The 25,110-nt window shown below is 73.1% G+C and carries 20 protein-coding genes; 8 read left to right on the top strand and 12 right to left on the bottom strand.

Annotation, left to right across the window (positions count from 1 at the left end):
- Positions 1-50: 50 nt before the first annotated feature.
- The gene (locus tag ACFYYH_RS27615; protein ID WP_388556339.1) at positions 51-848 is read right to left on the bottom strand and encodes an SDR family NAD(P)-dependent oxidoreductase; all 798 of its coding nucleotides are present in this window, start codon (positions 846-848) and stop codon (positions 51-53) included.
- A gap of 253 nt (positions 849-1,101) precedes the next feature.
- Between ACFYYH_RS27615 and ACFYYH_RS27610 the strand changes: the two genes are divergently transcribed.
- Positions 1,102-1,821 (top strand): TetR/AcrR family transcriptional regulator, encoded by a 720-nt coding sequence (locus tag ACFYYH_RS27610; RefSeq protein WP_388556336.1) that lies wholly within the window; start codon positions 1,102-1,104, stop codon positions 1,819-1,821.
- Positions 1,822-1,926: 105 nt separating this feature from the next.
- Here the strand turns inward: ACFYYH_RS27610 and ACFYYH_RS27605 are convergent, their stop codons facing one another.
- A complete protein-coding gene (locus ACFYYH_RS27605; RefSeq protein WP_388556333.1) occupies positions 1,927-2,850 on the bottom strand; it encodes a DMT family transporter in 924 nt (307 codons plus the stop codon).
- A 207-nt stretch (positions 2,851-3,057) separates the two neighbouring features.
- On the opposite strand from ACFYYH_RS27605, the gene ACFYYH_RS27600 reads away from it, so the two are divergent.
- Together ACFYYH_RS27600 and ACFYYH_RS27595 are read left to right on the top strand one after the other, a co-directional pair.
- Positions 3,058-3,966, top strand: coding sequence for a LysR family transcriptional regulator (locus tag ACFYYH_RS27600; RefSeq protein ID WP_388556330.1), 909 nt, complete (start codon positions 3,058-3,060; stop codon positions 3,964-3,966).
- 190 nt (positions 3,967-4,156) lie between these two features.
- Entirely contained in the window at positions 4,157-4,690 is a 534-nt protein-coding gene (locus tag ACFYYH_RS27595; protein ID WP_388556327.1) for an EF-hand domain-containing protein, read from the top strand.
- Between the two features lie 197 nt (positions 4,691-4,887).
- On the opposite strand, the gene ACFYYH_RS27590 is transcribed toward ACFYYH_RS27595, so the two are convergent.
- Positions 4,888-5,721: a class I SAM-dependent methyltransferase gene (locus tag ACFYYH_RS27590; RefSeq protein WP_388556324.1), complete on the bottom strand. Its 834-nt coding sequence runs from the start codon at positions 5,719-5,721 to the stop codon at positions 4,888-4,890.
- Positions 5,722-6,004: 283 nt separating this feature from the next.
- On the opposite strand from ACFYYH_RS27590, the gene ACFYYH_RS27585 reads away from it, so the two are divergent.
- Positions 6,005-7,435, top strand: coding sequence for a hypothetical protein (locus ACFYYH_RS27585; protein WP_388556321.1), 1,431 nt, complete (start codon positions 6,005-6,007; stop codon positions 7,433-7,435).
- Between the two features lie 170 nt (positions 7,436-7,605).
- Here ACFYYH_RS27585 and ACFYYH_RS27580 read toward each other — a convergent pair whose 3' ends face one another.
- The 8 genes from ACFYYH_RS27580 to ACFYYH_RS27545 form a co-directional block, all read right to left on the bottom strand.
- Positions 7,606-9,063, bottom strand: a complete 1,458-nt coding sequence (locus tag ACFYYH_RS27580) for an extracellular solute-binding protein (RefSeq protein WP_388556318.1) — start codon at positions 9,061-9,063, stop codon at positions 7,606-7,608.
- On the bottom strand, positions 9,060-10,013 hold the full coding sequence (locus ACFYYH_RS27575) for a hypothetical protein (RefSeq protein WP_388556315.1): 954 nt from the start codon (positions 10,011-10,013) through the stop codon (positions 9,060-9,062). Before ACFYYH_RS27575 ends, ACFYYH_RS27580 begins: the two co-directional genes overlap by 4 nt.
- Positions 10,010-11,716: a VWA domain-containing protein gene (locus ACFYYH_RS27570; RefSeq protein WP_388556312.1), complete on the bottom strand. Its 1,707-nt coding sequence runs from the start codon at positions 11,714-11,716 to the stop codon at positions 10,010-10,012. Before ACFYYH_RS27570 ends, ACFYYH_RS27575 begins: the two co-directional genes overlap by 4 nt.
- 68 nt (positions 11,717-11,784) lie before the next feature.
- The gene (locus ACFYYH_RS27565; RefSeq protein WP_388556309.1) at positions 11,785-13,869 is read right to left on the bottom strand and encodes a tetratricopeptide repeat protein; all 2,085 of its coding nucleotides are present in this window, start codon (positions 13,867-13,869) and stop codon (positions 11,785-11,787) included.
- Between the two features lie 521 nt (positions 13,870-14,390).
- Entirely contained in the window at positions 14,391-16,118 is a 1,728-nt protein-coding gene (locus ACFYYH_RS27560; protein WP_388556306.1) for a trypsin-like peptidase domain-containing protein, read from the bottom strand.
- 90 nt (positions 16,119-16,208) lie between these two features.
- Positions 16,209-17,357: an LLM class flavin-dependent oxidoreductase gene (locus ACFYYH_RS27555; RefSeq protein ID WP_388556303.1), complete on the bottom strand. Its 1,149-nt coding sequence runs from the start codon at positions 17,355-17,357 to the stop codon at positions 16,209-16,211.
- Positions 17,358-17,516: 159 nt separating this feature from the next.
- Positions 17,517-18,752 carry an acyl-CoA dehydrogenase family protein gene (locus ACFYYH_RS27550; RefSeq protein ID WP_388556509.1) on the bottom strand — a complete coding sequence of 412 codons (1,236 nt, stop codon included), beginning with the start codon at positions 18,750-18,752 and terminating at the stop codon, positions 17,517-17,519.
- Between the two features lie 628 nt (positions 18,753-19,380).
- Complete coding sequence (locus ACFYYH_RS27545) at positions 19,381-19,470, bottom strand: putative leader peptide (RefSeq protein WP_388556300.1); 90 nt, start codon at positions 19,468-19,470, stop codon at positions 19,381-19,383.
- 217 nt (positions 19,471-19,687) lie between these two features.
- On the opposite strand from ACFYYH_RS27545, the gene ACFYYH_RS27540 reads away from it, so the two are divergent.
- The 4 genes from ACFYYH_RS27540 (at position 19,688) to ACFYYH_RS27525 (ending at position 23,301) form a co-directional block, all read left to right on the top strand.
- Positions 19,688-20,605 (top strand): LysR family transcriptional regulator, encoded by a 918-nt coding sequence (locus ACFYYH_RS27540; protein WP_388556297.1) that lies wholly within the window; start codon positions 19,688-19,690, stop codon positions 20,603-20,605.
- A 177-nt stretch (positions 20,606-20,782) separates the two neighbouring features.
- Positions 20,783-21,199, top strand: a complete 417-nt coding sequence (locus ACFYYH_RS27535; protein ID WP_388556294.1) for a YciI family protein — start codon at positions 20,783-20,785, stop codon at positions 21,197-21,199.
- On the top strand, positions 21,196-22,428 hold the full coding sequence (locus tag ACFYYH_RS27530) for an RNA polymerase sigma factor (RefSeq protein WP_388556291.1): 1,233 nt from the start codon (positions 21,196-21,198) through the stop codon (positions 22,426-22,428). Before ACFYYH_RS27535 ends, ACFYYH_RS27530 begins: the two co-directional genes overlap by 4 nt.
- A gap of 93 nt (positions 22,429-22,521) precedes the next feature.
- A complete protein-coding gene (locus tag ACFYYH_RS27525; RefSeq protein WP_388556288.1) occupies positions 22,522-23,301 on the top strand; it encodes an SDR family NAD(P)-dependent oxidoreductase in 780 nt (259 codons plus the stop codon).
- Between the two features lie 203 nt (positions 23,302-23,504).
- On the opposite strand, the gene ACFYYH_RS27520 is transcribed toward ACFYYH_RS27525, so the two are convergent.
- Positions 23,505-25,100, bottom strand: coding sequence for an aldehyde dehydrogenase (NADP(+)) (locus ACFYYH_RS27520; protein ID WP_388556285.1), 1,596 nt, complete (start codon positions 25,098-25,100; stop codon positions 23,505-23,507).
- Between the last annotated feature and the right edge of the window lie 10 nt (positions 25,101-25,110).

Below are 25,110 nucleotides of genomic sequence, written 5' to 3'. Positions count from 1 at the left end.
CGGTCCTGGTCCCGGACCCAGTCCCGGTCCCGGTCCCCGCCGGGGGCGGCTCACACGTCGCGCCAGCCGCCGTCCACCCGCAGGGTCGCGCCGGTGATGTAGCCGGAGACCGGGCCGGCCAGGAACGCGACGAGATCGGCGTACTCGCGCCGCCGGCCGATGCGGCCGACATCGTTGGGCCCCATCGCCTCGACGGCCGCGCGCTCGATCTCCTCCCAGCTCTCGCCCCAGCCGTTCCGCTTGCCCAGACCGGTCAGGAGGTCCCGGGTGGACGGCGTGAGGATGCCTCCCGCCGCGACCGCGTTCGAGGTCACACCGGAGTGCTTCAGCTCGCGGGCCAGGGAGGTGGCGAGGTTGTTGCGGGCCGCGTTGGTCGCGGCGTAATGCGGCTGGCTCGCGGTGGGGAGGTCCCCGAGGACGCTGCTGATCTGGATCACCCGTCCCCAGCCGCGCTCCCGCATGCCGGGGACGAAGCGCTGGATCATCCGCACGCTGGAGACGACATTGGTGTTGTAGATGTCGTTCCACTCCGTCGCCGAGGCGGTGGACCATCCCACCGTCGGGTCGTAGATCCCGAGGTTGTTGACGAGGATGTCGACGGGCCCGCCGTCGAGGGCCGCCGCCCCGACCGCCTCGGCACCGGCGTCCGTCGCCAGATCGCCGATCGCGACGGTCGCCTCGCCGCCGCTCTCCCGGACGGACTTGGCGACCGCCTCCGCCCGCGCCTCGTCCCGCCCGTGGACGACGACGGCCGCCCCCTCGGCCGCCAGTACCCGGACGATCTCCGCACCGAGCCCGCTGCTCGATCCCGTGACGAGCGCCCGCTTTCCTGTCAGATGCACATCCATGGTGTTCTCCTTGTGAGGCCTGTCGCCCCGGCCGACTGGCGGACCGGGGGGCCGCGCGGACCGGGGGGCCGCGCGGACCGGCGGACCGGCGGTTCTGTGGGGGCCTGAGACCGCCGTTCTCCCTGGTGGGAGGGGTTCCCCAGACGGAATGGACCGTTGGGTCCATGGTTGCACCCACAAAATGGACTGTCCAGTCCAACAATTGCTATCCTGGATCCCGTCCAGGTGGGGACGGCGGAGGGAGCGGATACGCGTGCTGACACAGAAGGGCGCCGCCACCCGGCAGCGCATCGTGGAGGGCGCGGCGCTCCTGATGCGGGACCGCGGACCGGCGAACGTGGGACTGGACGACATCCGGGCCGTCACCTCGACCAGCAAGAGCCAGCTCTTCCACTACTTCCCGGACGGCAAGGCCGATCTGATGCTGGCCGTGGCGCGCCACGAGGCCGAGCAGGTGCTCGCGGAACAGCAGCCGATGCTGGGCGATCTGACCACCTGGTCCCGGTGGGAGGCCTGGCGGCAGCGGGTGGTCGAGAGATACGACCTCCAGCGCCAGAAGTGCCCGCTGACGGCCCTGACCGCCCAACTGGGCATGGCCGATCCCGCCGTCCGTACGATCATCGCCGAGCTGTACGACCGGTGGCAGGCGTATATCGCCGCGGGCGTACGGTCGCTCAAGGCCGACGGCGCGATCGACGCCCGTATCGATGCCGACGCCGCCGCCGTGGAGATCCTCACCGCCATCACCGGCGGCGCCATGATGCTCCAGGCGACGGACGACCTCAGCTATCTGGAGATCAGCCTCCGCCAGGCCATCAACGGCCTGCGCAGGCCCGCGCTCCCGGAGACCGTGTCGCCGGAGACCGTGTCGCCGGAGGCCATGTCGCCGGAGGCCATGCCCTCGGAGACCACACCCCCGGAAGCCACACCCCCGCAGGCCGTGCCCTCGGAGGCCGTGCCGCCAGAGCGGTGAGCGGATCCGCCGCGGCGGGAACGCGCGGGGCCGCGAGCGCCGGGGCCGGTACGGCCGGCCGCCCGGCTCTGCCCACGGCGGCCGGACCGCGCGGCCCGGCCGGCCTCAGCCGGCGGTCGAGCCCGTGGCCGACGCGGCGGGGGCGGCCGGGGCGGGCCGGGCCGGCTGGTCGGGCTTCCCGGCGCGCTGCCTGCCGCGCGTCAGACCGACGCCGAGGAGCACCACGGCCATGCCCGCGATGACGCGGAGGCCCAGTTGTTCGCCGAGGACGACCGCGCCCAGCGCCACCGACACCACCGGCAGCAGATAGCCGACGGTCGCGGCGGCGGTCGGGCCCTCGTCCGCGATGAGGCGGGAGTTGAGGTGGAACGTGATGCCCGTACCGAAGATGCCCAGGACGACCACGGCGATCCACGCGGTGGTCGTGGGAGCGTCCGGGGCGGTACCGGCCGCCGGGAGGACGGGCAGGGTGAGACCGGTCGCCATGGCGAGCTGGGCCGCCGAGAGGGCGAGCGGGGCGGTCCCCTTGCCGATGAGATGGCGGGCCATGTAGGCGAAGGCCACGGCGTAGCTGACGGCCGCGGCCAGCAGGGCCAGGGCGCCCGCGCCGGTCAGACCGGCCTGGTGCCAGGGAGCGAAGATGAGCAGGATCCCGCCGAAGCCGAGCAGCAGCCCGGCGACGCGGAGCGGACGGAAGCCGCGCTCCGTGCCGAGCCCGACGGCGATCACGAAGGACCACAGCGGAGTCGTGGCGTTGAGGACGCCGGCCACGCCCGAGTCGACGGTCTGTTCGCCGAAGCTGAACAGGAAGAACGGCAGGGCGTTGCAGAAGAACGCGGCCACGACGAGATGGCCCCAGGTCCTGCGGTCGCGCGGGAGCGACTGGCGCGCCGAGCGTGCCAGGACCAGCAGGACGAGCGCTCCCAGCGCACACCGGATGACGGTGATGTGGAGGGGGGCCAGGCCGCCCTCCAGGGCGACCTTGATCCAGAGGAAGCCGGATCCCCAGAGCAGGGCGAGCACGGCCATGCGTATGAGGGTTCCGCGTGAGCCGCTGGGCACTGTCCGCCTCCTGGCGAGTGGGGTGATGCGTGATACGTGATGCGAGATACGCGTTGCTGACGAGCCGTCAAAAGCCTTTGGTACGACGGTCGTACAGTCTTCTGGTCGTACGGTCCCTTGGTAATCGCCGTAAGACAAGCGAAAAGATTCGAAAGAAGAGTTAAGCTCTTCTACATGCTGGACAGACGGCGTATGCAGTTGCTGCGAGCGGTGGTCACCAGCGGATCGGTCACCGCGGCGGCCCGGAATCTCGGGTACACACCCTCGGCGGTCAGCCAGCAGATGGCGGTGCTGGAGAAGGAGGCCGGTATCGCGCTGCTGGAGCGGACCGGCCGGGGCGTGCGGCCGACGGAGGCCGGACGGGTCCTCACCGATTACGCGGCCGTCATAGACAGGCACTTCGCCGAGGCGGAGACCGAGCTGGCCGAGCTGCGGGCCGGCCGGACGGGCCGGGTGGCGGTCCGCTACTTCGCCACGGCGGGCGCGACACTGGTGGCACCCGCGGTGGCCGCGCTCCGCCGCGAACAGCCCGGCGTACAGGTCGAGTTGAAGCTGAGCGACCCCAAGGACCCCCTGCCGGAGGTGCGGAACCGCCTGGCCGACATCGCCCTCGTCGTACGGCCGCGGAACGAGACCTCCGTCGACGGCATCCGGTTCGTGCATCTGCTGGACGACAGATACTTCGCGGTGCTGCCCGAGGGACACCGGCTCGCCGCCAAGCGGGAGCTGGATCTGACCGATCTCGCCGACGAGCCGTGGGTCGGCAGCGACCAGCCGGGCCCCTGTCTGGAACCCGTGCTGGACGCGTGCGGCTCGGCCGGTTTCAGTCCGACCTTCGTGGTGGAGAGCGGTGACTACGACACGGCCCAGGGCTTCGTCGCCGCCGGGCTCGGCGTCAGCCTGATTCCGGAGATGGGCCTCGGCAACCGCCACCCCGCCGTGGTCGTACGCCCGATCCGTAACCCGGAGCCGGTCAGGACCATCTACGCGGCGGTACGCGAGCCGTCACCCGCCCAGCCGGCCGTGCGGCGACTGCTGGACGCCCTGCGGCACACGACCACCTCCGAGCGCGCCCCGCACTGAACGCGTCGCGAAGCCACATGTCGCCCCGCCACATGTCGCATCGCCACATGTCGCGACGCGTCGACACTTCATTCGGGTCTGTTCACCTTTTCTGATGAACGCTCATCGTGTCACGGACGTACGGACCGCCGCCTCGCATAGTGAAACGCGACGTCTCCCGCCGACTCAGCCTGACGAAAGGCGAGACACCATGCGTACGGAAGCGATCAACCGGGCCAAGCTCGTTTTCACTCTGTTCGATGTCGATGGCAACGGCTTTCTCGAAGCCGATGATTTCGAACTGATGGCGACACGCGTCCTCCATGCGGTGCCCACCGCCGACGACGCGGCGAAGGGCGCGATGCTGGACGCCTTTCGGAAGTACTGGAACACCCTGGTCAGCGAATTGGACTCCGACCACGACGGCAGGGTCGACTTCGACGAGTACACCGCCTGTGTCCTTTCCCCGGAGCGTTTCGACGAGGCGGTCAACGACTTCGCCGAAGCACTCGCGGGCCTGGGCGACCTGGACGGCGACGGATACGTCCGCCGGCCCGTCTTCGTCGCGCTCATGACCGCCATCGGATTCCGGCTCCCCAATATCCACGCCCTTTTCGACGCCTTCGGGCCCACGGATTCGGACCAAATCACGCGCTCGATCTGGATCACCGGTATCAAGGAGTATTACGGCCCCGACATGGCGGGCATCCCCGGTGACCGTCTGGTCGAGGAGCTGGCGGCCTGACCAGCCCGTGCCGCCCGCCGCCGGCCCCGGTCGGCCGCGGGCGGCACGGATCACCCGCGTCGGCCGTGATCCGGCCCTGATCCGGCCCTGATCCCGCCCTGACCGGCCCCGGTCGGCTCAGGCCGGGGCAGCCCGAGGCGACTCGGGGCGACCCGGGGCAGGCTTCAGCTCTTCTCAGCTCGGCCGGTCGGCCCCGCTCAGCCCGCCCTGCGGCCCCAGGCCGTGAGAACGGCGAGCGAGAGGTCATGGAAATCGGGCGACGCCAACTCGCGGTACGCGGCCTCGAACTCGGTGTCGCTCGCGAGTCCGGCGGCCACCATGGCCTCCCGCGACTGCTCCAGATTCAGCCGCCACCACTGCGCCTCGTCGTCGCCGCCGTGGACGGTCTGGATACGGGCGTCGAGTCCGACACCGGTCAGCCCCGCCTTCTCCAGGGGCAGCGGCAGGGTACGCGCCCAGGCGGTGTCCGAGCCCACCGAACGCTCCAGGTGGATACGGAAGGCGCGCATGATGGTGCGATAGGCCGGGTGCGGGGAGTCCATCACCGGGAACGACGCCGGTTCCTCCAGCAGCAGCACCCCGCCCGGCCTGAGCCATGCGGCGAGCCGGGCCACCGCCTTGTCGGGATCGGGCAGGTGGAGCACCACATACCGGGCGTGGATGAGATCGAAGGATCCGGGCGGAAAGTCCTCGGTGTACAGATCGTGCCGCAGCACCCGCACACCGAGATCCGTCAGTTCTTCGAGGAACGTGGTGTCCAGGTCCGTCACGGTCACCCGGGCGCCCTGCTCGGCCAGCCACCGGGCCACCGATCCTCCGCCGCCGCCGACTTCGAGGACCTCGTCCCCCGGCTTCAGCCCGAGCGCCGTGACACGCGCCCGTGTCGGCCCGTCCAGGACGGATTCCAGCAGGCCGAGCCGCCGCCGCTCACTGCTGATCCGGTGGCTGAAGATCCCGTTCCCGTAGCGCTCCCGCGTCCACTCCCACCGTTCTCCGGACGTCTGCTCCACCGGTGGGACATACGTGTTCATGGTGCGGTCTCCTCTGCGATCCGGGCCGGTCACCCCAACCGGAGGTGTGGAGCGTGTGAGCGCTGTCACGATGGCAGTGCCGTACGGCGAGCACCCATGTTTTCCGGCTAATTGGCCGAATATGGCGATTCAGTGGCTTCGGAGGCCCTCTTGCCGTCCCGCGCGGACGCGCACCCGTCGTCCGGGTGCCGGGACCTGCGCGTACAACCGTTCGGGGCGGACGGTTGTCTTCCTTCACGCGGCCGATCGGCTGTGTTGGCTGTGCGTTTCCCCGGAGGACACCATGAGATCTGCGTCAACGGCCCGTGCGTCACGGGTGGTGGCCGGCGTGGCCGCCGTCGTGGGGCTGGGATGGGGGCCGGTGGCGGCTCCCGCGTTGGCCGAGGGTCCCGAGACGCCCACGGCTCCCGCGGCTCCCGCGGCTCCCGCGGCCGAGCTGGCCTTCGCGCGGACCGCCCCGATCGACGGGGTGCGGCCCGGGGACGCGACCGAGGTCTCGTTCTCGGTGATCAACAGGGGTGACGGGCCCGCCACCCGGGTGGCGCTCTTCCTCACCGGTTCGCAGGGGCTGTCGTTCGCCGAGAAGTACTCGAACTGCGTCTACGAGGACTCCCCGGCCCAGGACGAAGGACCGGCGCAGACGAACGCGACCTGCGACATCGAGCAGACCCTGGAGCCGGGCGTCGTGTACGTGCCCGAGAAGCCCCTGGGGGTCACGGTCCTGGACCGCGCGCTGTACGAGCGTCTGAGCCTGGTCCTCCAGGAGGATTCGATCGCCTTCCCCGAAGGCACCCAGCACGGCGGCGGGGCGGATCCGGTGCTGCGGCTCGTCCCGCGGCAGCCGCCGGGCGATCCCGGTGCGGTCTACGGCTACGAGCGGCTCGATGTCGGCATCACCGCGCGGAACACCGCGGACTTCGCGCTCACCGGAGCGCGTCTCCAGGGCAGGGCGGGCGAGACCGTCACCGCCGAGGTGACCTTCGCCAACAAGGGACCGGCCTGGGTGGCCAATGACGTCGGCTCGCCCATCGGTGTCTTCGACGTCCGCGTCCCGACGGGCACCACGGTCGTCGGGGCACCGGACTTCTGTCTCCCGCTGGGCCCGGACGACAGCACCGTCAACAAGGCGGACAAGGCGGCGCGAGTCTCCTCCTACCGCTGCACGACGCCGTATGTGTACGTGGACGAGAACAGCGAGCGCCCGTACCCCTTCCGGCTGCGGATCGACAAGGTCGTCAAGAACGCCACCGGCACGGTGACGTTCGTCAAGGGCGACCACCGGTGGGGAACGCTGCCGTTCGACCAGAACCGGGCGAACAACACGGCCGAGATCGTCGTCAACCCGTCCAGCGGCGGCGCCGGCACGGGCGGTGCGAGTGCGGGCGGTGCGAGTGCGGGCGGTGCGAGTGCGGGCGGTACGGATACGGGCGGTACGGGTACAGGTGGCGCCGACGGTGGATCGGGAACGGCCGGCGGCGGCACCCAGAGCGGCGGCGCGCAGGGCGGCACCGTCCAGGGCACCGGCACCCAGGGCGCCGGCACGGAGGACGGAGCCCTGGCCGACACCGGTACCGGAATCGGCCCGCTGATCGGGGGCACGGCCGCGGCCCTCCTGATGGCCGGCGGCGGTTTCCTCATCAGCGCGCAGCGACAGCCCCGGCGGGTGCCGGTCGACCGGGCACGGGGAGGCCGGTCGCCACGCGCACCGCGATGACGGAACGCGCGGCCGGAAGGGGCCGGCCCCGGAAGGCCGGCCCTGGAAGGCCGGCCCTGGAAGGCCGGCCCCGGAGGGTCGGCCCTGGAGCCCGGAGGGTCGGCCCCGGAGGTCCGCGCCCGGGGCCCGCGCGGGGCCCGGAGCGGAAGCCGCCCCGGGCGTCGGCCCGGTCAGCCGCAGACCGCGGGAAGCCAGGTGCCCCCTTCCCGCGCCACCTGTTCCCTGACCCCGTCCAGCCGGGCGAGCAGGGCGTCCAGACGCTCGGGCGCGTCGAGGAACTCCTCGGGCGAGTCCAGGAAGCGCAGCGTGGCATGGCGGAACGCGTCGCCCATGGCCGACGGCATCGCGTCGGAGGCGTCCAGACACCGGGGAAGCGGGCTCCGCAGCGTGCTGACGAGCCGCCGGCTCACCGCGTCGGACCCGTCGTCGGCCACCGGAACCCGGGCGTTGGCCGACAGCGGACGGGGCATCGTGACGGGCGCGTTGACGGCCCAGTGCCGCTGTGCCCCGTCCGAGGCCAGAAACCGTGTCAGCTCCCGGGCCTCCGGCGTGTCGCGGAACATCGCCGCGAAGTCGCCCGCGACCTCCCAGGCCCGGTTCCGCCCCGTCGTGCCGGGCAGGACCTCGGCGGACGGCAGGAAGTTCCCGGGCCGGTCGGACACGGCCGTCCCCGGGCTCCCGTACACCCCCCGGACGAAGGACGCCTGGTGGTCGAGCGCACAGGCGGGAGGCTCGGCGAAGAGCCCTCCGGAAGCCGCTTCGAGGTCGGTGGTGAGGGCTTCGGCGGCCCGTCCCGAACCGTTTCCGCCCAGGGTCTCCCCCCAGGTCAGCCAGGCCTTCCGCATCCCGGGCGTGGCCCATTCCCCGCCGGTGGCCCACTTCTCGTAGACCTCGGGGCCCGACTGCTGGAGCAGCAGATCCTCCACCCAGTCGGTCCCGGGCCAGCCTGAGGTGGCGTCCGCGCCCATGCCGAGACACCAGGCGTCCCCGTCGGACGGCGGCCCGGCGGGCCCGGCCGGACCCGCGGATCCGCCCTCCCCGCCGTTCCCGCCCTCCCCGCCGTTCCCGCCGTTCCCGCCGTCCCCGGCGTTCCCGCCATCCCCGGCGTTCCCGCCCTCCCCGCCGGATCCGCCCTCCCCGCCGGATCCGGCGGCGTACCGCCCGGGGTCGTACCAGACGATGCTCTTCAGATCGGCCTTGACCGGCACCCAGTAGAGGTCGCTCCGCCCGGAAACCACCAGCTCGGGCAGCCACGGCTCGTCGTACGCGCTCCGCAGGCCGTCACCGAGGACACCACCCAGCGGGACCGCCTGGCCGTCGCGGGCGTACGCGGCGAGCTCGCCGGGGCTGGAGAGGATCGCGACATCCGGCGGCGCGCCCGCCAGGACCTCGGAGCGCAGCACCTCTCGCTGCGCCGTGGTGCCCTGGTAGTCGACCTCGACACCGGTGCGCCTGGTGAACTCCTTCAGCACGGCGCGGAAGGCCTCCTCCTCGTCCCCCGACCAGGAGGCGAGCACGGTGACGGTCCTGGGTGACGTGGTGGCGCGGACGACGACCTCGGCGACCGCCGTCCCGAGCGCCGCGAGCAGCACGAGGACCAGGGCGGTGACGAACCGTCGGCCCCTCATCGCGCCCGGTACCTGTACTCGGCGATACGGGGCTGCATCCCCCGTACGACCAGGGTCACGAGCAGCGGCCCGAGGAGCGGCACCCAGCCGATGAGGCCGGCCCGCCAGCCGGTGTCCCGCATATCGGTTCCCACCAGCTCCGCGACCTGCGTCGTGGGGCCCGCCACGGAACCCGCGCTGTACTGCGACGCGGTCCGCGTGAGCCGCCCGTGGGAGAGTTCCTTGGCCGTCTGGGTCTGCGCGGTGAGGACCGCGAGGGCCGCGAGCGTGAGCCCGAGCAGCGCGGTGGCGCCCAGCAGCCACGGATTGTGGCGACGGCGGAAGCGGCGCCGAAGGAAGACCTGGGTCTCGGCCAGCGCCACCACGAGCCCGGCGCACAGCGCCACCGCGACGGCCCACCCGACGCGCGGCGACCCGTCGAAGGACGTCTGTTCCGAGAGCACCTCGCGCTGTTCCGACTGGAGGTGGTCGAGCCGGGCGAGGATGCCGATGTCCGGCCGCTTCAGCATGCGTTCGGCATAGTGCAGATAGCCCGCCCGCAGCGCGGAACCGGCGGGGGAGCGGTCGGCCTGCTCGATCAGGCCGCTGTAGGCGACGACGAGTCCGTTGACCGTCTGGAGCGCGCGCAGTCCGGACTCGCCCGCCACACTCCCCTCGGCGGCGCGGGCGAGGCTCTGGCTCGCCACCGCGATATGGATGCGGTAGCCGCTGCCCGTACCCACCGTCTCGGCCGGTCCCGAGTAGCGCGCGTCGCGGGCGGACTCGTCGGCCTCGCGCAGCGCGGTCTGCGCGGCGGCCACGTCCAGGATGGCGGGGGCCGTACGCGCGCGGAGCCCGGCCGTGTCGCCGTGCACCCCGTCGTACGCCAGGAACAGGGCGAGGACGGCCAGGACGATGAGGACGAGAAGCAGCAGACCACGGCGCTGGAGCGAGCGCCGGGTGGCGCTCATGGCCGGCGCTCCGGACCACCGGCCGTCCGGCTCCCCGGACCGTCCGCCGGATACGCGACGTCCGCCGCGTCCGGCGCGTCCGCCGTACCCGCCGCACCCGCCGATTCCGACGCGTCCGCCGACTCCAGGGCGTCCGGGCCGTCCAGGGCGTCCGGGGCGTCCGGGGTGACCTTGGCTTCCGCCGCCGCCCCCGCGTCGGCCGCGTCCGCCGCCGCCCCCGCGTCCGCCAAGGCATGGGCGCACCGGACACAGAACCGGGCGTCCGCCGGTGACCGCGCCTCGCAGTCCGGGTTCGGGCAGATACGCGTGGCGCCGGACGCGCCGAGCGGCGGCCGGCTCCCCGGGGCCCGGGGCGCGGACCCCCCGAGGCCCGCGCCGTCCTCACGGAACACGGTGCTGTCGTCGCCCAGCATGATGAAGCGGCCCATGTGCCGTGGGTCGAACGCCTCCTTGAGCCGCGCCTGACCGGTCACCGGGTCGGTGATGTCCAGGACCTCCGCGAGCAGGCGCAGTTTCTCCTGGTCGTCCAGCCGGTGGGCGATCGGGAGGGCGGCGACGAGCCGGGCCTCCGTGGTGACCGTGTCCCCGTCCTGATAGGCCTCGTAGGCCTCCGCGAGCGTCCGGCCGAGCGCGTGGTGGAGATCGAAGTGCTCTCTGATGCGGCTGACGACGGTCGACGCGCGGTCACCGGGGATCCAGCGGACGAGTACGGGGACGGGATCGGGGGCGGGCACCCCCTCCAGCGGGACGGCCACGTCGACATAGCCGAGCTGTAACTCCTCGTGCTGGGGGCGGCCCTCGGGACCGGCCTCCAGACAGAGGTGGTACTGACGTGTCTCGTCGCCTCCCCAGGCGTCGGTCGGGAACTCCACGGTCCTGTCGTCCGTCCACCGGCCGCTGCCGGTCAGTTCCCGTTCCGTCGGGTAGACCTGCTTGAGGAAGCGGAGCGTGCTGCCGGGCATCAGGGAGAGCCTGATCGGCAGCCCCGCCACGGTCCGCGCCATGGACGCGCGGATCATCGACTCGAACTCCGCCGTCAGATCGGTGTCGCGGAGCACCGCGTCGGCGGTGCCGTGCAGCCGGTCCGCGATCAGCTTCAGCTCCCGGGCGTTCCAGCCGTCGCCGATGCCCCGGGCGTCACAGACGAAGAGGCCCTCGCAGGCGTCGAGTTCGTGTGCCAGCAGCTCCGGGTGGTGCGCGTTCCAGCCGTCGGTGAGCAGGACGGCGTGCCGGATGTCGCCCGGATCGTTGGCGAACAGCCGTCGCGCCAGACCGAGCCAGGCCCCGATGGAGGTGCCGCCGTTCGGATAGAGACGGCGTATCCCGGCGGCGGCCTCGGCCCGGGTGTCGTGGTCGGCCCGCTCCAGACGCTCGTCCGGCGGATAGACCATCCGGGCCACGTGCCGTCCTTCCACGACCGCGAACCGGGTGCCCTCCCGCAGTCCGGCCACCGCGGAGACCGCCGCGTCCCGGGCCGCCGTGATCTTCGACCTGGGCGATCCCATCGAACCCGAGCAGTCGACCACGATCACTTCCGCGGTCTCCGGCGCCGCGCCCCGGACGGCGGAGCCGAGACCGCGGGTGTGGATGTCGAAGAAGGCGTGCACCCCCTCCGCCGCCGCGCCCACGGTCAGTTCCGTCTCCTGACTGACCGTCAGAGTGACGGCCGGACCGGTGGCCGTTCCCCCTCGTCCCTCCGTCATGCTGTTCCCCCTGTCATGCCGTTCCCCCTTACTCCCGCCGGCTGTGGCCGACGGGGGTCGTCCCAGGGTCATCTCAGGGTCATCGGCCGCACCTGGTTGGCACGGTCGATCAGTGCGCCGTGCTCCTCCGCGCTGCCCGCCCGGTGCGCCAGTTCCCGGAACGAACGCTCCAGCAGCTCCCGCAGGCTCCGCTCACCCGGTGGATCACCGAACAGCTCACCGGCGGGCAGCCCCGCCCGGGACCACCCCCGGGTCCGCGCCCAGTGGAGCGCCGACTCCCGGATCTCGGCCGTCAGACGCGCGCGTTCCTCGCTGCCCGGCCGTGGGCTGTCCGGGCCGGGGGCCCGCATCCGCTCCTGCACCCGAACGAAGTCCCCGGCCTCAGGCGCATGACCGGCCGGCCAGCCGGCCTGGATCCGCAGGGCGGCGAGCCGGGCCGCCCCGCGATGCGGTGCGTGCGGGGGCACCTGGTCGAGGATCGCCAGGGCGGCGGCCCGGTCACCGGCCGCCAGCCGGATCCTGGCCAGTCCGAAGGCGGCGCTGCCGTCGGAGTGGTCCCGTTGCCATACGGCCTGGTAGAGGGGTTCGGCCCGCTCCGGCTCCCCGGCGCGTTCCGCGCAGTAGGCGAGGACGAGCTTGGGCGCGGGTTCACCGGGCAGCGCGTCGCAGACGGCGTCGAACCAGTCGCGGGCACCGGAGCGCGGGCCGGTCGGGACATCGAGCAGCCGGTGGACGGCCGACCCGGTGGCGGGCCGGTCGCCGCCGGCCAGCAGCAGCCGTCCGTACGTCCAGGCGACGCGCCAGTCGTGCCGGGCCGCGGCAGGACCCAGCAGCTCGCAGGCCCGGACCAGCGCGGTCTCCGCCGCGGCCCGGTCGCCGCGCGCCATGGCGGCGCCGCAACCACGCAGTTCCAGGGCCGCGTTCGGACTGTCCGGGTGCGGAACGGGGTCGGGCAGCCCCGTCGCGACCCGCTCCGGGGCCGGCAGGCCGAGGTCGAGTCGGGGGGTGCCGGGTCCGGGTGGCCGCGCCTGGTCGCGCGACGGCGGGCTCTCGCCGAGTCCCCCGTCCAGCAGGACCGCGCCGGGTGAGAAGACGGCGGACTGCCCCACGTGCTGGCTGCCGTGCGCCAGCGAGTGGATCTCGCGCCACACCCCCCGCAGTTGCTCGGACATCTCGGCGGCGGTGGCGAAGCGGGCCCGCCGGTGCCGGGAGGTGGCCCGCGCGATCAGCCGGCGGAAGGAGTCCTGCGCGACCTCGGGGCCGGGCACGGCGGCGTCCACCAGATCGCTGAGCGTACGGGCCACGGTGAACAGGTCGGTCAGCCGGGAGAACCGGGGGGAGCCCCGCCCGTCGGCCCGTGAGATCCCGGTGCCGTCCGCCGCGTACAGCTCGCCGGGCGGGAGGTACTTCGCGCTGTAGACCGTCGGCGACTCGTGGTCGTCGATCCGGCGCACCGCTCCCAGATCGATGACCTTGACCCGGTTGTCGTAATGCATGACATTGGCCGGTTTCATATCGCAGTAGAGCAGCCCTCGGCCGTGCAGATACTCCAGTGCGTCGAGGATCCGGCAGCCGTAGACGGCGACGTGTTCCAGGCGCAGCGGACCGCCGAGCACCCGCCGCTGCCCCTCCGGTGTGCGGAGTTCTTCGAGGGAGCGCCCGCCCACGAACTCCATCACGATGTACCCGGTGTCCTGCCAGGTGACGAAGTTGATGATGCGGACGATGTCGGGGTGGTCCAGTTCGACCAGGAAGCGGCGCTCCGCCTCGGCGACCCGCAGCGCCGCCGCGTCGTTGACGTCCTTCAGCCCCTTGAGCGCGACATGCCGGTTGTCGAGATGCGTGTCACGGGCCAGATAGATCCAGCCGAGGCCACCGCCGGCGATCCGGCCGACCACCTCGTACTGACCGCCCAGCAGATCGCCCGGGTGGAGTTCCGGCTCGAAGGAGAAGGGGGCGCCGCAGCGGGGGCAGAAGCCGCGGGAGGCGGCGGGCTGCCCTCCGTACCCGATCCCCACGACCTCGTCGCAGCCGTCCTTGCCGCACGGTCTGCCGCCCGGGGGCGGGCCGGGATCCTTGACGAGCAGTTCGGCCGCGCTGGGTACGGGGACGGCGGGCAGGGACATCGCCGTGCCGCCGATCGCCGAGGGCACGGAGGGCGGGACGGGGGGTCGCGCCGGGGGCGTGGAACTCCCCGACGGCGGCCGCTGGGGCGGCGGGGGAGCGGCCCCGGACACCGGCTCGGGTGTGGGCCGGGGCATCGGCCGGGCCGACGGCTCGGACGCCGCCCCGGACGCCGGGCGGGGTGTCGTCGGCCGGGGTACCGCCCCGGACGCCGGCCCGGACGCCGGCCGGGAGGCCGACCCGGGTGCCGGCCGGGAGGCCGGCGCGGCGGGCGCCTCGGGAGCAGGCCGGGAAGCGGTCCCGGGTGCCGCCCCGGGTGCCGCCCCGTTCGTCGGCCGGGAAGCAGGTCCGGCCGCCGGTCCGGCCGCAGGTCCGGTTGTCGGCCCGGTCACCGACTCGGTCGACGGCCCGGTCGACGACTCGGTCGCCGTTCCGGGAGCGGGCCCGGGTGCCGGCCGGGCCGGTTCGCCGGGCGGCGGACGCCGCAGACAGCGGTCGCAGAAGCCGGTGGGCGTCAGAGTCCCGCCGCAGCCGGGCCGCACACACGAGGTCATGGCCTGTCCCCTCCCCCGCCGCCGCGGTCCGCTCCCCGGCCGCCACGGTCCAGACGCCCGCGCACCGCCTCCAGATAGCGCGCGACCGCGTCCTCCGCGGCCGGCACATCGCACGGTGCCTTCCAGAGCCCGTCATGGGCCCGGCGGTACAGATCGGCCAGTTCCAGGTCCTCGACGGCGTCCAGGTCCCGGGTCATCGACCGGACGGCGTCCAGCCGGCCGCGCAGCACATCCCTGCGGCTCAGCAGCTCGTCGAGGCGGCCGATGGTCCTCGTGATACGGGCATGGGCCTCGGCCGCGGTCCGCGCGCACCTGTCCACCTCGTCCTGGAGCCGCACCAGCTCCGCGGCGTCCCGGCCGGGCGCGGAGCCCGCCCGGCGCAGCGTGGCGACATGCCGCCGAAGGGCATGTACGACGGTGAGGGCCCTCCGGCCGCCGCGCCCGGCCTCCGGGGTCAGCAGCAGGCACCGGTCGTGCAGATCCCGCCGCCCCAGGTCGGCGGTCCCGGCGAGCCGCCGGTCGAGCAGCCCCAGCCGGAACCGGAAGACCAGGGCCTCCACCGCGAGGCGCCGTACGGCCTCGTCGGCCGTGTGGAACACCATGAGCACCCTGCTGCCCTGTTCGGCGAGCAGTTCCAGCAGCTCCGTCAACGCGGCCGGATCCGGGGCCCGGTCGACGCCGTCGGCCACGATGGTGAGGGGCAGTGTGGTCGAGCGCAGCCGCTCGGCGGGTGTGCCGCCCGTGGGGGCGACGATGCCCATGCGCCCGCACACGCGCTCCGCGACGGCGGTCGCGGACTGACGGGTGACATCGACGGCCAGGTCGAGGGTGCCCACCAGCGGGACGCTCCCCGGCGGGGCGTCGGTCACCCTCTCCGTACGGTCGGCCGTGGACAGCTCACGGTCGGCGAGGGTGACGGCGCGCTGCAAGGTCATCACCCGGGCCCGGTCGCCCGGTGCGACCAGCGCGGACTCGGCGGGAGGCGCGTCGCCGCCCCGGAGCCAGTCGGCGAGCCAGGTGGCGAAGGCCGCGTCCTCGGTGAGCTGGACGCTGTCCGAGACCAGGCTCTCGTCGACCGCCGAATCACCGTGCACCCAGGCGCGGACCATCGGGAGGTGCCGGATGACGGTCTCGGTCGGAATCACATAGGAATGGCGGAAGTTGGCCCCCACGTAATAGCCGACCACGATGCCGATCACCTGGCCGGTCAGCTCGTCGGTGACCGCGGCGCCGCTGAAGCCGGGGCGGACCACCTCCCCCTGCTGCACGGGGAACATCTGCACCCGGCCGTCGCGTCCGCTCAGCCCGGCGAGCTTCCCCCACAGCCAGGTCCCCTGGTTCAGACCGTCCGGGAACCCGTACGTATGGACCGGACGGTGCCAGGTCGGGGAGAGCCGGTGGAGGACCGCCGACCACTTCTCGGGCTGCGGCCGGTCCAGCCGCAGCAGGGCCAGATCACCGCTCGGCCCCGACAGACGGTCCCCCCGCTCGGGCACCCAGCATTCGTCGATCACCCGGGCGGTGACGGGCTCGGCCCCGTCCACCCCCACCAGATCCACCAGTACGGACGCGTCGGCCGGAACCACATGGGCACAGGTCAGCACCGTCTCCGAGCCGAGCAGCACCCCCGCGCCCAGGACCTCTCCGCCCGGCCCCCGAATCCGTACCCGCCAACTCTCCTCCTGGACAGGCCCGTTGGACATGTCCGATGGCTCATCCCCCATGTTTCGCAGGGTACCCGTGCCTCCCACGGGCCCATAGGCCCACGCAGGCCAAGAAACCGGGCATCCGCCCGCGGGCGGGGGGCGGAGGGGTTACCGGCTGACGAAGGGGACCTGAGCGCTGTCGGGGCGGGCTTCCGAACTGCCCGGGTGGTGCCACAGGCCCTGGTCGGCCAGCAGGGGGAGGACGCCCTCGCCGAACCAGTACGCCTCCTCGACATGGGGATGGCCCGACATGATGAACTCGTCGATACCGAGCTCGTGATACTCGGTGATCCGCTCCGCCACCTCGGCGTGACTGCCGACCAGGGCGGTGCCCGCGCCGCCGCGCACCAGGCCGATGCCCGCCCACAGGTTCGGCGAGACCTCCAGGTTCGCGGTGCTGCCGCCGTGCAGGTCGAGCATCCGGCGCTGGCCCTCCGACTCGCTGCGGGCCAGGCCCTCCTGGACGGCTCGTACCGCGTCCTCGGAGAAACCGTCCAGCAGCCGCCGCGCCTCGGCCCACGCCTGGTCGGAGGTGTCACGGGTGATCACATGCAGCCGGATGCCGAAGCGCACGGACCGTCCCTCGCGGGCCGCCAGTTCACGGATCCAGGCGATCTTGGCGGCGACCTGCGCGGGAGGCTCGCCCCAGGTCAGATAGACATCGCTGTGCCGGGCCGCGACCTCACCGGCCGCCGGGGACGAGCCGCCGAAGTAGACCGGCGGCACCGGGTCCGGGACCCGGGCGAGCTGGGCGTTCTCGATCTGGATGTGCCGGCCGTCCAGGGTCACCGACTCGCCGCGCCACAGGGCCCTGACGACCTCCAGGAACTCCCCCGTGCGCGCGTAACGGGCGTCCTTGTCGAGGAAGTCCCCGTACGCGCGCTGCTCATGGCTCTCGCCCCCGGTCACCACATTGAGCAGCAGCCGCCCGGGGGCGTGCCGCTGGTAGGTGGCCGCCATCTGGGCCGCGAGGGTCGGCGACAGGATGCCCGGCCTGAACGCGACCAGGAACTTCAGCCGCTCGGTCTCACGGGCCAGCATCGCGGTGGTGAGCCAGGCGTCCTCGCACCAGGCCCCGGTGGGGGTGAGCGCCCCCTCGAAGCCGAGCTGCTCCGCCGCCCTGGCGATCTGGGTGAGATAGCCGAGGGTGGCGGGCCGCTGTCCGCCGGCCGCGCCGGCCGGGAGACCGTGACCGCCGCCCACGACATGGCGGCTGTCGCCGTAGGTGGGCAGGAACCAGTGGAAGGTGAGGTTCACGAACGTCTCCGATGATGGGCCGACCAGAGGGGTACGGAAGAGGGGCGAGGGAGAGGGGCGGGGAGAGGGAAGGGGGCAGGGGGCAGGGAGCGGGTGGAGCGGGGCCCGTGAAGGGGGCCGGGAAGCGGGGGCGCGGGCCGGGGGGGCCGGCCCGCGCGGTCAGAGCAGTCCGTGGCGCGGCGGCCGTGTGCCGCTCAGCACGTACCGGCCGATGTGCTGCACCTTCCACCGGACGGGATCGTGCAGCGTGTGCGTACGGGCGTCACGCCAGTGCCGGTTCAGATTGAGGCTGTCCAGGGCCGCGCGCGTGCCCGCCACCTCGAACAGGGCGCTGCTCGTCCCGACCGCCGCCTCGGCCGCCTGGACCTTCGCCGCGGCGACCGCGATCGACGCCTCAGCGGCGCTGTCGTCGGTGAGATCCGCGGCCGCCGTGTCCACCGCGTCCGCGGCGGCGTTCAGCAGCGCCTCCGCCGCCCGCACCTGGAGGGCGAGTTCACCGAACCGCTGGATCAGCAGCGGGTCCTCGGCGGCCGTCTCGTAACCGCTCTCGAACCACGGGCGGCTCTTGGTACGGACGAACGTGACGGCCTCCGCCAGCGCCGCCGACGCGATACCCGCGTCGATCGCCGCGTGCAGGAGCTGTGCGACGGCGCCGTGCAACTGGGGCCCCTGGAAGGTCAGATGGTGCGGTACGACCCGGTCGGCCGGGACCACCACCTCCGTCAGCCGGACGGTCCCGCTGGCCGTGGTGCGCTGTCCCATGCCGTCCCAGTCGTCGACGACGGTCACCCCCGGGGCGTCGCGCGGTACGTACGCGACATGGAGCGCGTCGTCCTCGGCCCGTGCCAGGACCGGGATCCAGTCGGCGAACAGCGCGCCGGTGGAGTAGTGCTTCTCACCGCTGAGCAGATACCCGCCCTCCTGGCCGCCCTCCTCCGGCGCGTCCGGCGCGTCCGGCGCGGAACCGTCACCCGCACCGCCCGGACCGGGCAGCGGGGTCAGCCGGGTACGGATGTCCTGGACATGCTTGGTGCCCGCCTCCGACTGCGCGTTCCCGAACCGGCGCCCCGCCAGCACCTCCCCGAAGAAGAACTCCTGCTGGGCCGGGGTGCCTTGGCGCCGCAGCACATTGATGTACACGAAGTGGCTCTGCGGTATCTGCGCCAGACTCGCGTCGGCGGTGGCCAGCAGACGGAAGATCTCGGCGAGCGTGCGCGCCGAGACGTCCGCGCCGCCGTGGGCGCGCGGCACGGTGACCCCGAGAAGACCGCTGGCCGAGAGCCGGTCCAGTTCGGCGCGGGGCAGCCTGCGCTCCCTGTCCCGCTCCGCGGCCTCCGCCCGGAAGTCGTCGGCCAGTTCGCGGGCCAGGGCGAGCGCCTCCGCGTCGTCGGCCACCGTACGGACGGGGGCGCGGCCCGGGGAAGCGGCATCCGGGGAAGCTGCGTCCGTGGAAGTGCCGGGGGAGGCGTTACGGGCGGGTGCGGCGGTCACAGGAGTGCCTCCAGAGAGGAACGGGCCCGGATGTCACGGCCGGCCACGGCCCCGGCACACCGGACGGATGGTACGGATGGTCACGCGTGGTCGAACCCATTGTTCTTCTGGTTCTTCTGGTTCTTCGCGTGTTCTTCGGGGCTGTTTACGTCACGTATTCGTTCCGGGCGGCCCCGGCACCGGAACTCCCGTGCGACACCCGGTGATTCCAGGAAATCCAAAGACCCGGAGGAAGAATGCATAAGAACCGGCGGACCGGAAGGAACAGAAGCAACGGAAGGCCCGGAAAACGGGAAGAGCGCGCACAACGATCACGAACACCGGTGTACGGATCACACCGCGTGTACGGATCACACCGCGTGTACGGATCACACCGCGTGTACGGATCAGGGGGGAGGGAAATCCCCCGCGTGAATCCTCCGGCAGGCGAACCCCCGGCATCCCCCGGCACCCCACGGCACCCCTCGGCGTCCCCGGTACGCGGACCGGCCGCGGCCGTGACCGTCGAATCCGCCGCGACCCGGGAATTCCCTCAGCGGCCCGGTCGACAGAGCGCGCTGGAAACGCGGACGAGATCGACGTGCCTGCGCCGGGTGAGATCCCGCTGCCTCGGCTTCAACACGTCACCTCCTTCCGCACAGGCGCCGCCGCACCGGCGGCCCTTTCGCCGCAACCATACCGGCGCCCCCCTCCGGGCGCCATCAGGTGTCTTCGAGCCGGTGATAGGGTTTCCCTTTCATCAAGTCCACCGAATCCGCCGGGCACCCAGCAATTCATGGCGTAATGCGTCCGGCGGACGGACGGACAAGAGAGCGGGACGACGGGACGGCGGTATCTCCGTGCGAATCGAGCAGCTCGAATACATAGCGGCCGTCACACGCCTCGGTTCCCTGCGCAGAGCCGCGGAATCACTGCATCTGTCGCAGCCGGCCCTGAGCGAGACGATCCGCAATCTGGAACGCGAACTGGGCGTGGACATACTGGACCGCAGACGGTCCGGCGCCAGGATCAGCGACGAGGGCCGCGAACTGCTGCCGCACATCATCGGAGTCCTCGACGCCGTCGACAAACTGCGCCGGGCCGCCGACGACCAGCACCACATCAGCCGCATGATCAGGCTCGGTACGGTCAACGCCGCGACCGTACCGCTGCTCGTGCCCACGATCCGGGAGTTCCGGGCCACCCACCCGGAGACCCAGGTCGAGGTCGTCGCCGCGCAGCAGGAGCGGATCCACCGCGAGCTGATGGAGGGCGGACTCGACCTCGGACTCGTCAACTACCTCCAGGGCGACGACCGGCCGCCCGGTTTCCACTCCACCGAGCTGCTGCGCGGCCGTCCCGTGGTCTGTGTCCGCGCGGACAGCCCGCTGGCGGCGCTGCCCGCCGTCGGCGTCGACGACCTGCTGGGCGAGTCGCTGATCATCATGCGCTCCGGCTATGTCATGCACCGTTTCGTCCACCGCATCCTCGAAGGCCGCAACCCCGCCTTCTCGTACTCGACCGACGGCGCCGAGATGGGGAAGCTGATGGTGGCCGAGGGCCTGGGCGCCACGGTCCTGCCCGACTTCAGCGTGATCGGCGACCCGCTGGAGCGGTGCGGTGCGATCACCCACCGGCCGCTGGCCGGTGACGAGACCGATGTGCTGCTCCTGCTGCAACGCCCCGCGGCCAACTCCGTGCCCACGGCCACCCAGGACCTGTACCAGACCTTCGTGCGGAGCGCCGACGCGTACCGCCGCGCACACCCCACCGGCTGAGCCCCCCGCCACCACCCACCACCCACCACCCACGGAGGCTCCCGGGTACCCCTCGGATGCTCCCCGGAGGAAAATCCGAAAAAATCTTCCGTGCGGTGTCGAGAACGGGTCACCGCCTCCGACGTCCCCTGTGAGAGTTGCCCACGAGGGGCGGCGACACGGTGAAGGAGCGACCTCATGAAGTATCTGGTGATGATGCAGGGCGCGCAGATCGACTACGACGCGATGGCCGGCAAGGCGTCCGCGCACAGCCCGGCGTGGAGCGAGAAGGACCTCCGGTCGATGTTCGACTTCATGGGGGAGATCAACAACGACCTGGCCGAGTCCGGTGAGCTGGTGGACGCGAACGGGCTCGCCGAGCCCGCGCTGACGCGCCATGTGAGCCCGGGTGAGGACGGCCGCCCGGTGATCACGGACGGCCCGTACGGCGAGACCAAGGAACTGCTCGCCGGGTACTGGGTGCTGGACTGCGAGAGCCTGGACCGGGTCACCGAGATCGCCGCGCGGGTCGCGCTGTGCCCCGCCCCCGAGGGCGCCCCCGTCTATCCGGTGGTCATCCGTCCCATCCCCGACATCGGCGGAGGCGATGTGTGAGCCGTACGACCGTGGTCGAGGACCTGCTGCGCCTGCACGCGCCGCAGGTCCTCGGCGCCCTGGTACGGCGGTACGGGCATTTCTCCGCCGCCGAGGACTCCGTACAGGAGGCGCTGCTCGCCGCCGCCGGGCAGTGGCCGGAGAAGGGCCTGCCCGACAACCCGCGCGGCTGGCTGATCAAGGTCGCCTCCCGCCGTCTGGTGGACCAGTTGCGCGCGGACGAGGCGCGGCGCGGACGGGAGGAGAAGGCCACGGCGCTCCTGCCCCGGGACACCTGGGTGGCACCGGCGCCCGGGGAGAGCCGTGCCCCGTCCGAGGACGACACGCTCACGCTGCTCTTCCTGTGCTGTCACCCCGCGCTGACCCCGGCGGCGCAGATCGCGCTGACCCTGCGGGCGGTCGGAGGGCTGACCACGGCCGAGATCGCCCGCGCGCATCTCGTGCCCGAGGCGACGATGGCGCAGCGGATCAGCAGGGCGAAGCAGAAGGTCAGGGGGGTGCCCTTCCGGCAGCCGGGGCCCGAGGACCGCGACCCGCGGCTCTCCGTCGTGCTCCAGGTGCTCTATCTGATCTTCAACGAGGGGTATACGGCGACCTCCGGCCGCGATCTGCACCGCGCCGATCTCGCCCGGGAGGCGATCCGGCTGACCCGGGCGGTGCGCCGGCTGCTGCCCCGGGAGGGCCCGGTGACCGGACTGCTGGCGCTGATGCTGCTCACGGACGCCCGCAGCGCGGCGCGCACGGGCCCCGACGGCGAGCTGATCCCGCTGGACGAACAGGACCGCGCCCGCTGGGACCGGCAGGCGATCGCCGAGGGGACCGCGCTGGTGGAGGAGGCCCTGACGAGCGGGCCGGCGGGCCCGTACCAGGTGCAGGCGGCGATCGCGGCGCTGCACGACGAGGCGGCGTGCGCCGAGGACACCGACTGGCCGCAGATCCTCGCGCTGTACGACGTCCTCGTCCACCGCGCGCCCGAGCCGATGGCGGAACTGGGCCGGGCCGTCGCGGTCGCCATGGTGCACGGCCCCCGGGCGGGGCTGGCCGAAGTCGCCCGGCTGGAGGGCCGGCTGGACGGCCACCACCGGCTCGACGCGGTCCGCGCCCATCTGCTGGAGAAGGCGGGCGACACCGAAGGCGCGCGCGCCGCCTACGGGTCGGCGGCCCTGCGCACGCTCAGCGTGCCGGAGGCGCGCTATCTCCAGGCACGGGCCGCGCGGCTGCCGCGCTGAGCCCCCGCCCCGCGCCCGCGCCGTGCCCCCGCGCCCCCGCCCCCGCGTTCGTTCCGTCCACCGATTCGGCACAGTCGACACCAGGGAGATCACATGGGAGATCACAGGGGACAGCTCCGGGGCAAGGTCGCCCTCGTCACCGGCGGTTCGGCCGGGATCGGTCTCGCCGTCGCCGGCCGGTTCGCCGCCGAGGGCGCGACGGTGTACGTCACGGGCCGCCGCAAGCCCGAACTGGACGCGGCCGTGGCGGCGGTCAACGCACAGGCGGGCGAGGAACGGGCCATCGGCGTGGCGGGCGACGTGTCGGACCTGGACGATCTCGACAGGCTCTTCGCGGCCGTCGAGGCCCGCAGCGGCCGGCTGGACGTGCTGGTCGCCAACGCCGGGGGCGGCGGTTTCGCCCGGCTCGGGGAGATCACCGAGGAGCAGTACGACCGCACCTTCGACATCAACGTCAAGGGGCTGGTCTTCACCACGCAGAAGGCGCTGCCGCTGTTACCCGACGGGGCCTCGGTGATCCTGCTGTCCTCCACCAACGGCTCGCGCGGGGTGCCGGCCATGAGCGTCTACAGCGCCACGAAGGCCGCGATCCGCAGTCTGGCCCGTTCCTGGGCGGCCGAACTGGCCGGGCGGGGCATCCGGGTGAACGCGATCAGCCCCGGGCCCGTCGAGACCCCCGGTATCGACGGGCTGGCCGGGCCGGGCCCCCGTCTCCAGCGCCGGATGAAGGACGGCTTCGCGGCCCGGATACCGCTGGGGAGGATGGGCCGTGCGGAGGAGGTCGCCGCCATGGCCCTCTTCCTCGCCACCGACCAGAGCTCCTTCACCACGGGAGCCGAACTGTTCGTGGACGGCGGCCTCGCCCAGCTCTGACGCCGCCCGGCCCCTGCCGCCCCCGGCCGCCCCCGTCCGCCCCCGCCGAGCCACTCCCGCCCCGCCCCGCACGGCTCCGGCCGGGGTCGGGGCCGGGAGCGAAATCGGGAGCGAAATCGGGGGCGGGCCGGGGGCGGGAGCGAAATCGGGGGCGGGCCGGGGGCGGGAGCGAAATCGGGGCCGGGGCCGAGGCCGGGGCCGGCTCAGCTCGTCTCGCGGGTGCCGTCCAGGCGCCGCCTCAGCCCGTACGGATTCTCGTCGGAGAGAGCGGCGGGCAGCAGATCGGCGGGCACGTCCTGGTAGCAGACGGGACGCAGGAAGCGGCGGACGGCCAGGGTCCCCACCGAGGTGGAACGGCTGTCGGAGGTGGCGGGGAACGGGCCGCCGTGGACCATGGCGTGACCGACCTCGACACCGGTCGGCCAGCCGTCGACGACGACACGGCCCGCCGTGGTCTCCAGGACCGGCAGCAGCGCGCGGGCGAGGTCCTCGTCCCCCGTGCGCGGCTCCCCCTCGCCCCGGTGGACCGTGGCCGTGAGCTGTCCCCGCAGCGCCCGCGCGACCTCCATGAGCCGGCCGGTGTCCTGGCAGACCACCACCGTCGCGGCGGCGCCGAACACCTCGTCGTGCAGCCCCGGACGCGCGAGGAACACCTCGGCCGGGACGGTGAACAGCCGGGCCACACAGGTGTTGGCGCCCTCGCCCGGCCGGCCGGCGGCCCTCTCCCGTACGCCCTCCACCGCCGCGAGCGCCGCCACGGCGCGTTCGTACGCGTCATGGACACCACGGCCGAGCATCGTCTCGCCCGTGTACGCGGACACCTCCTCGCCCGCGGCCGTCAGGAACTCCTCCAGCTCCGGCCCCTCGACGGCCACCAGCACCCCCGGTTTCGTACGGAGCTGCCCCGCGCCCATGGTCAGCGACCCGGCGAAGCCCCGGGCGAGCGCGGCGGCCCGGTCGCGCAGCGCGGCGGGGAGCAGGAAGACCGGATTGACGCTGCGCATCTCGGCGTAGACCGGGATCGGTACGGGCCGTGCGGCGGCGGTGCGCAGCAGCGCCAGGCCGCCCGCCCGCGAGCCGGTGAAGCCGACCGCCCGGATCCGGGGGTCGGCGACCAGCGCCCGGCCGATCTCCCCGGCGGAGCCGAAGAGCAGGGAGAAGACGCCTTCCGGCAGTTCGCTCTCGCGTACGGCGGCGGCCACCGCAGAGCCGACCAGCTCCGAGGTGCCCAGGTCGGCGCTGTGCGCCTTGACCACCACGGGACAGCCCGCCGCGAGCGCCGCCGCGGTGTCGCCGCCCGCCACCGAGAAGGCGAGCGGGAAGTCGCTCGCGCCGAACACCGCCACCGGGCCGAGCCCCACCTGACGCGCCCGCAGATCGGGGCGCGGGTGCGGGGTGCGGTACGGCAGCGCCCGGTCGATCCGCGCCTCCACCCAGCCGCCGTCCCGTACCTCCGCCGCCAGGAGCCGCAACTGATCGGTCGTACGGTCACGTTCGGTACGGATACGGCCGGACGGCAGGCCGCTCTCCGCGACGGCCCGGCCGATCAGCTCCTCACCGAGCGCCTCCACCCGGTCCGCGACACGCTCCAGAAAGGTCGCGCGGCGCTCGGGGGAGGTCGCCCGGTACGCCGGAGCCGCCTGGTCCGCCAGTTCACAGGCGCGGGCGACGTCCTGGGGGGCGGCGGAGCCGTAACCGGGCTCCAGCACCGTGTCCGTACGGGGATCGACCGAGGCGATGACCGGCGGCCGGCCGGTGCGCCGCTCGGCGCCGAGGAACATCGCTCCTGTGAGGGGCATGGCTCGCTCT

Origin of the sequence: Streptomyces sp. NPDC002018 (assembly GCF_042890865.1) — a bacterium.
Lineage (GTDB): Bacteria > Actinomycetota > Actinomycetes > Streptomycetales > Streptomycetaceae > Streptomyces.
This window is presented reverse-complemented; position numbering and strand designations above follow the sequence as displayed.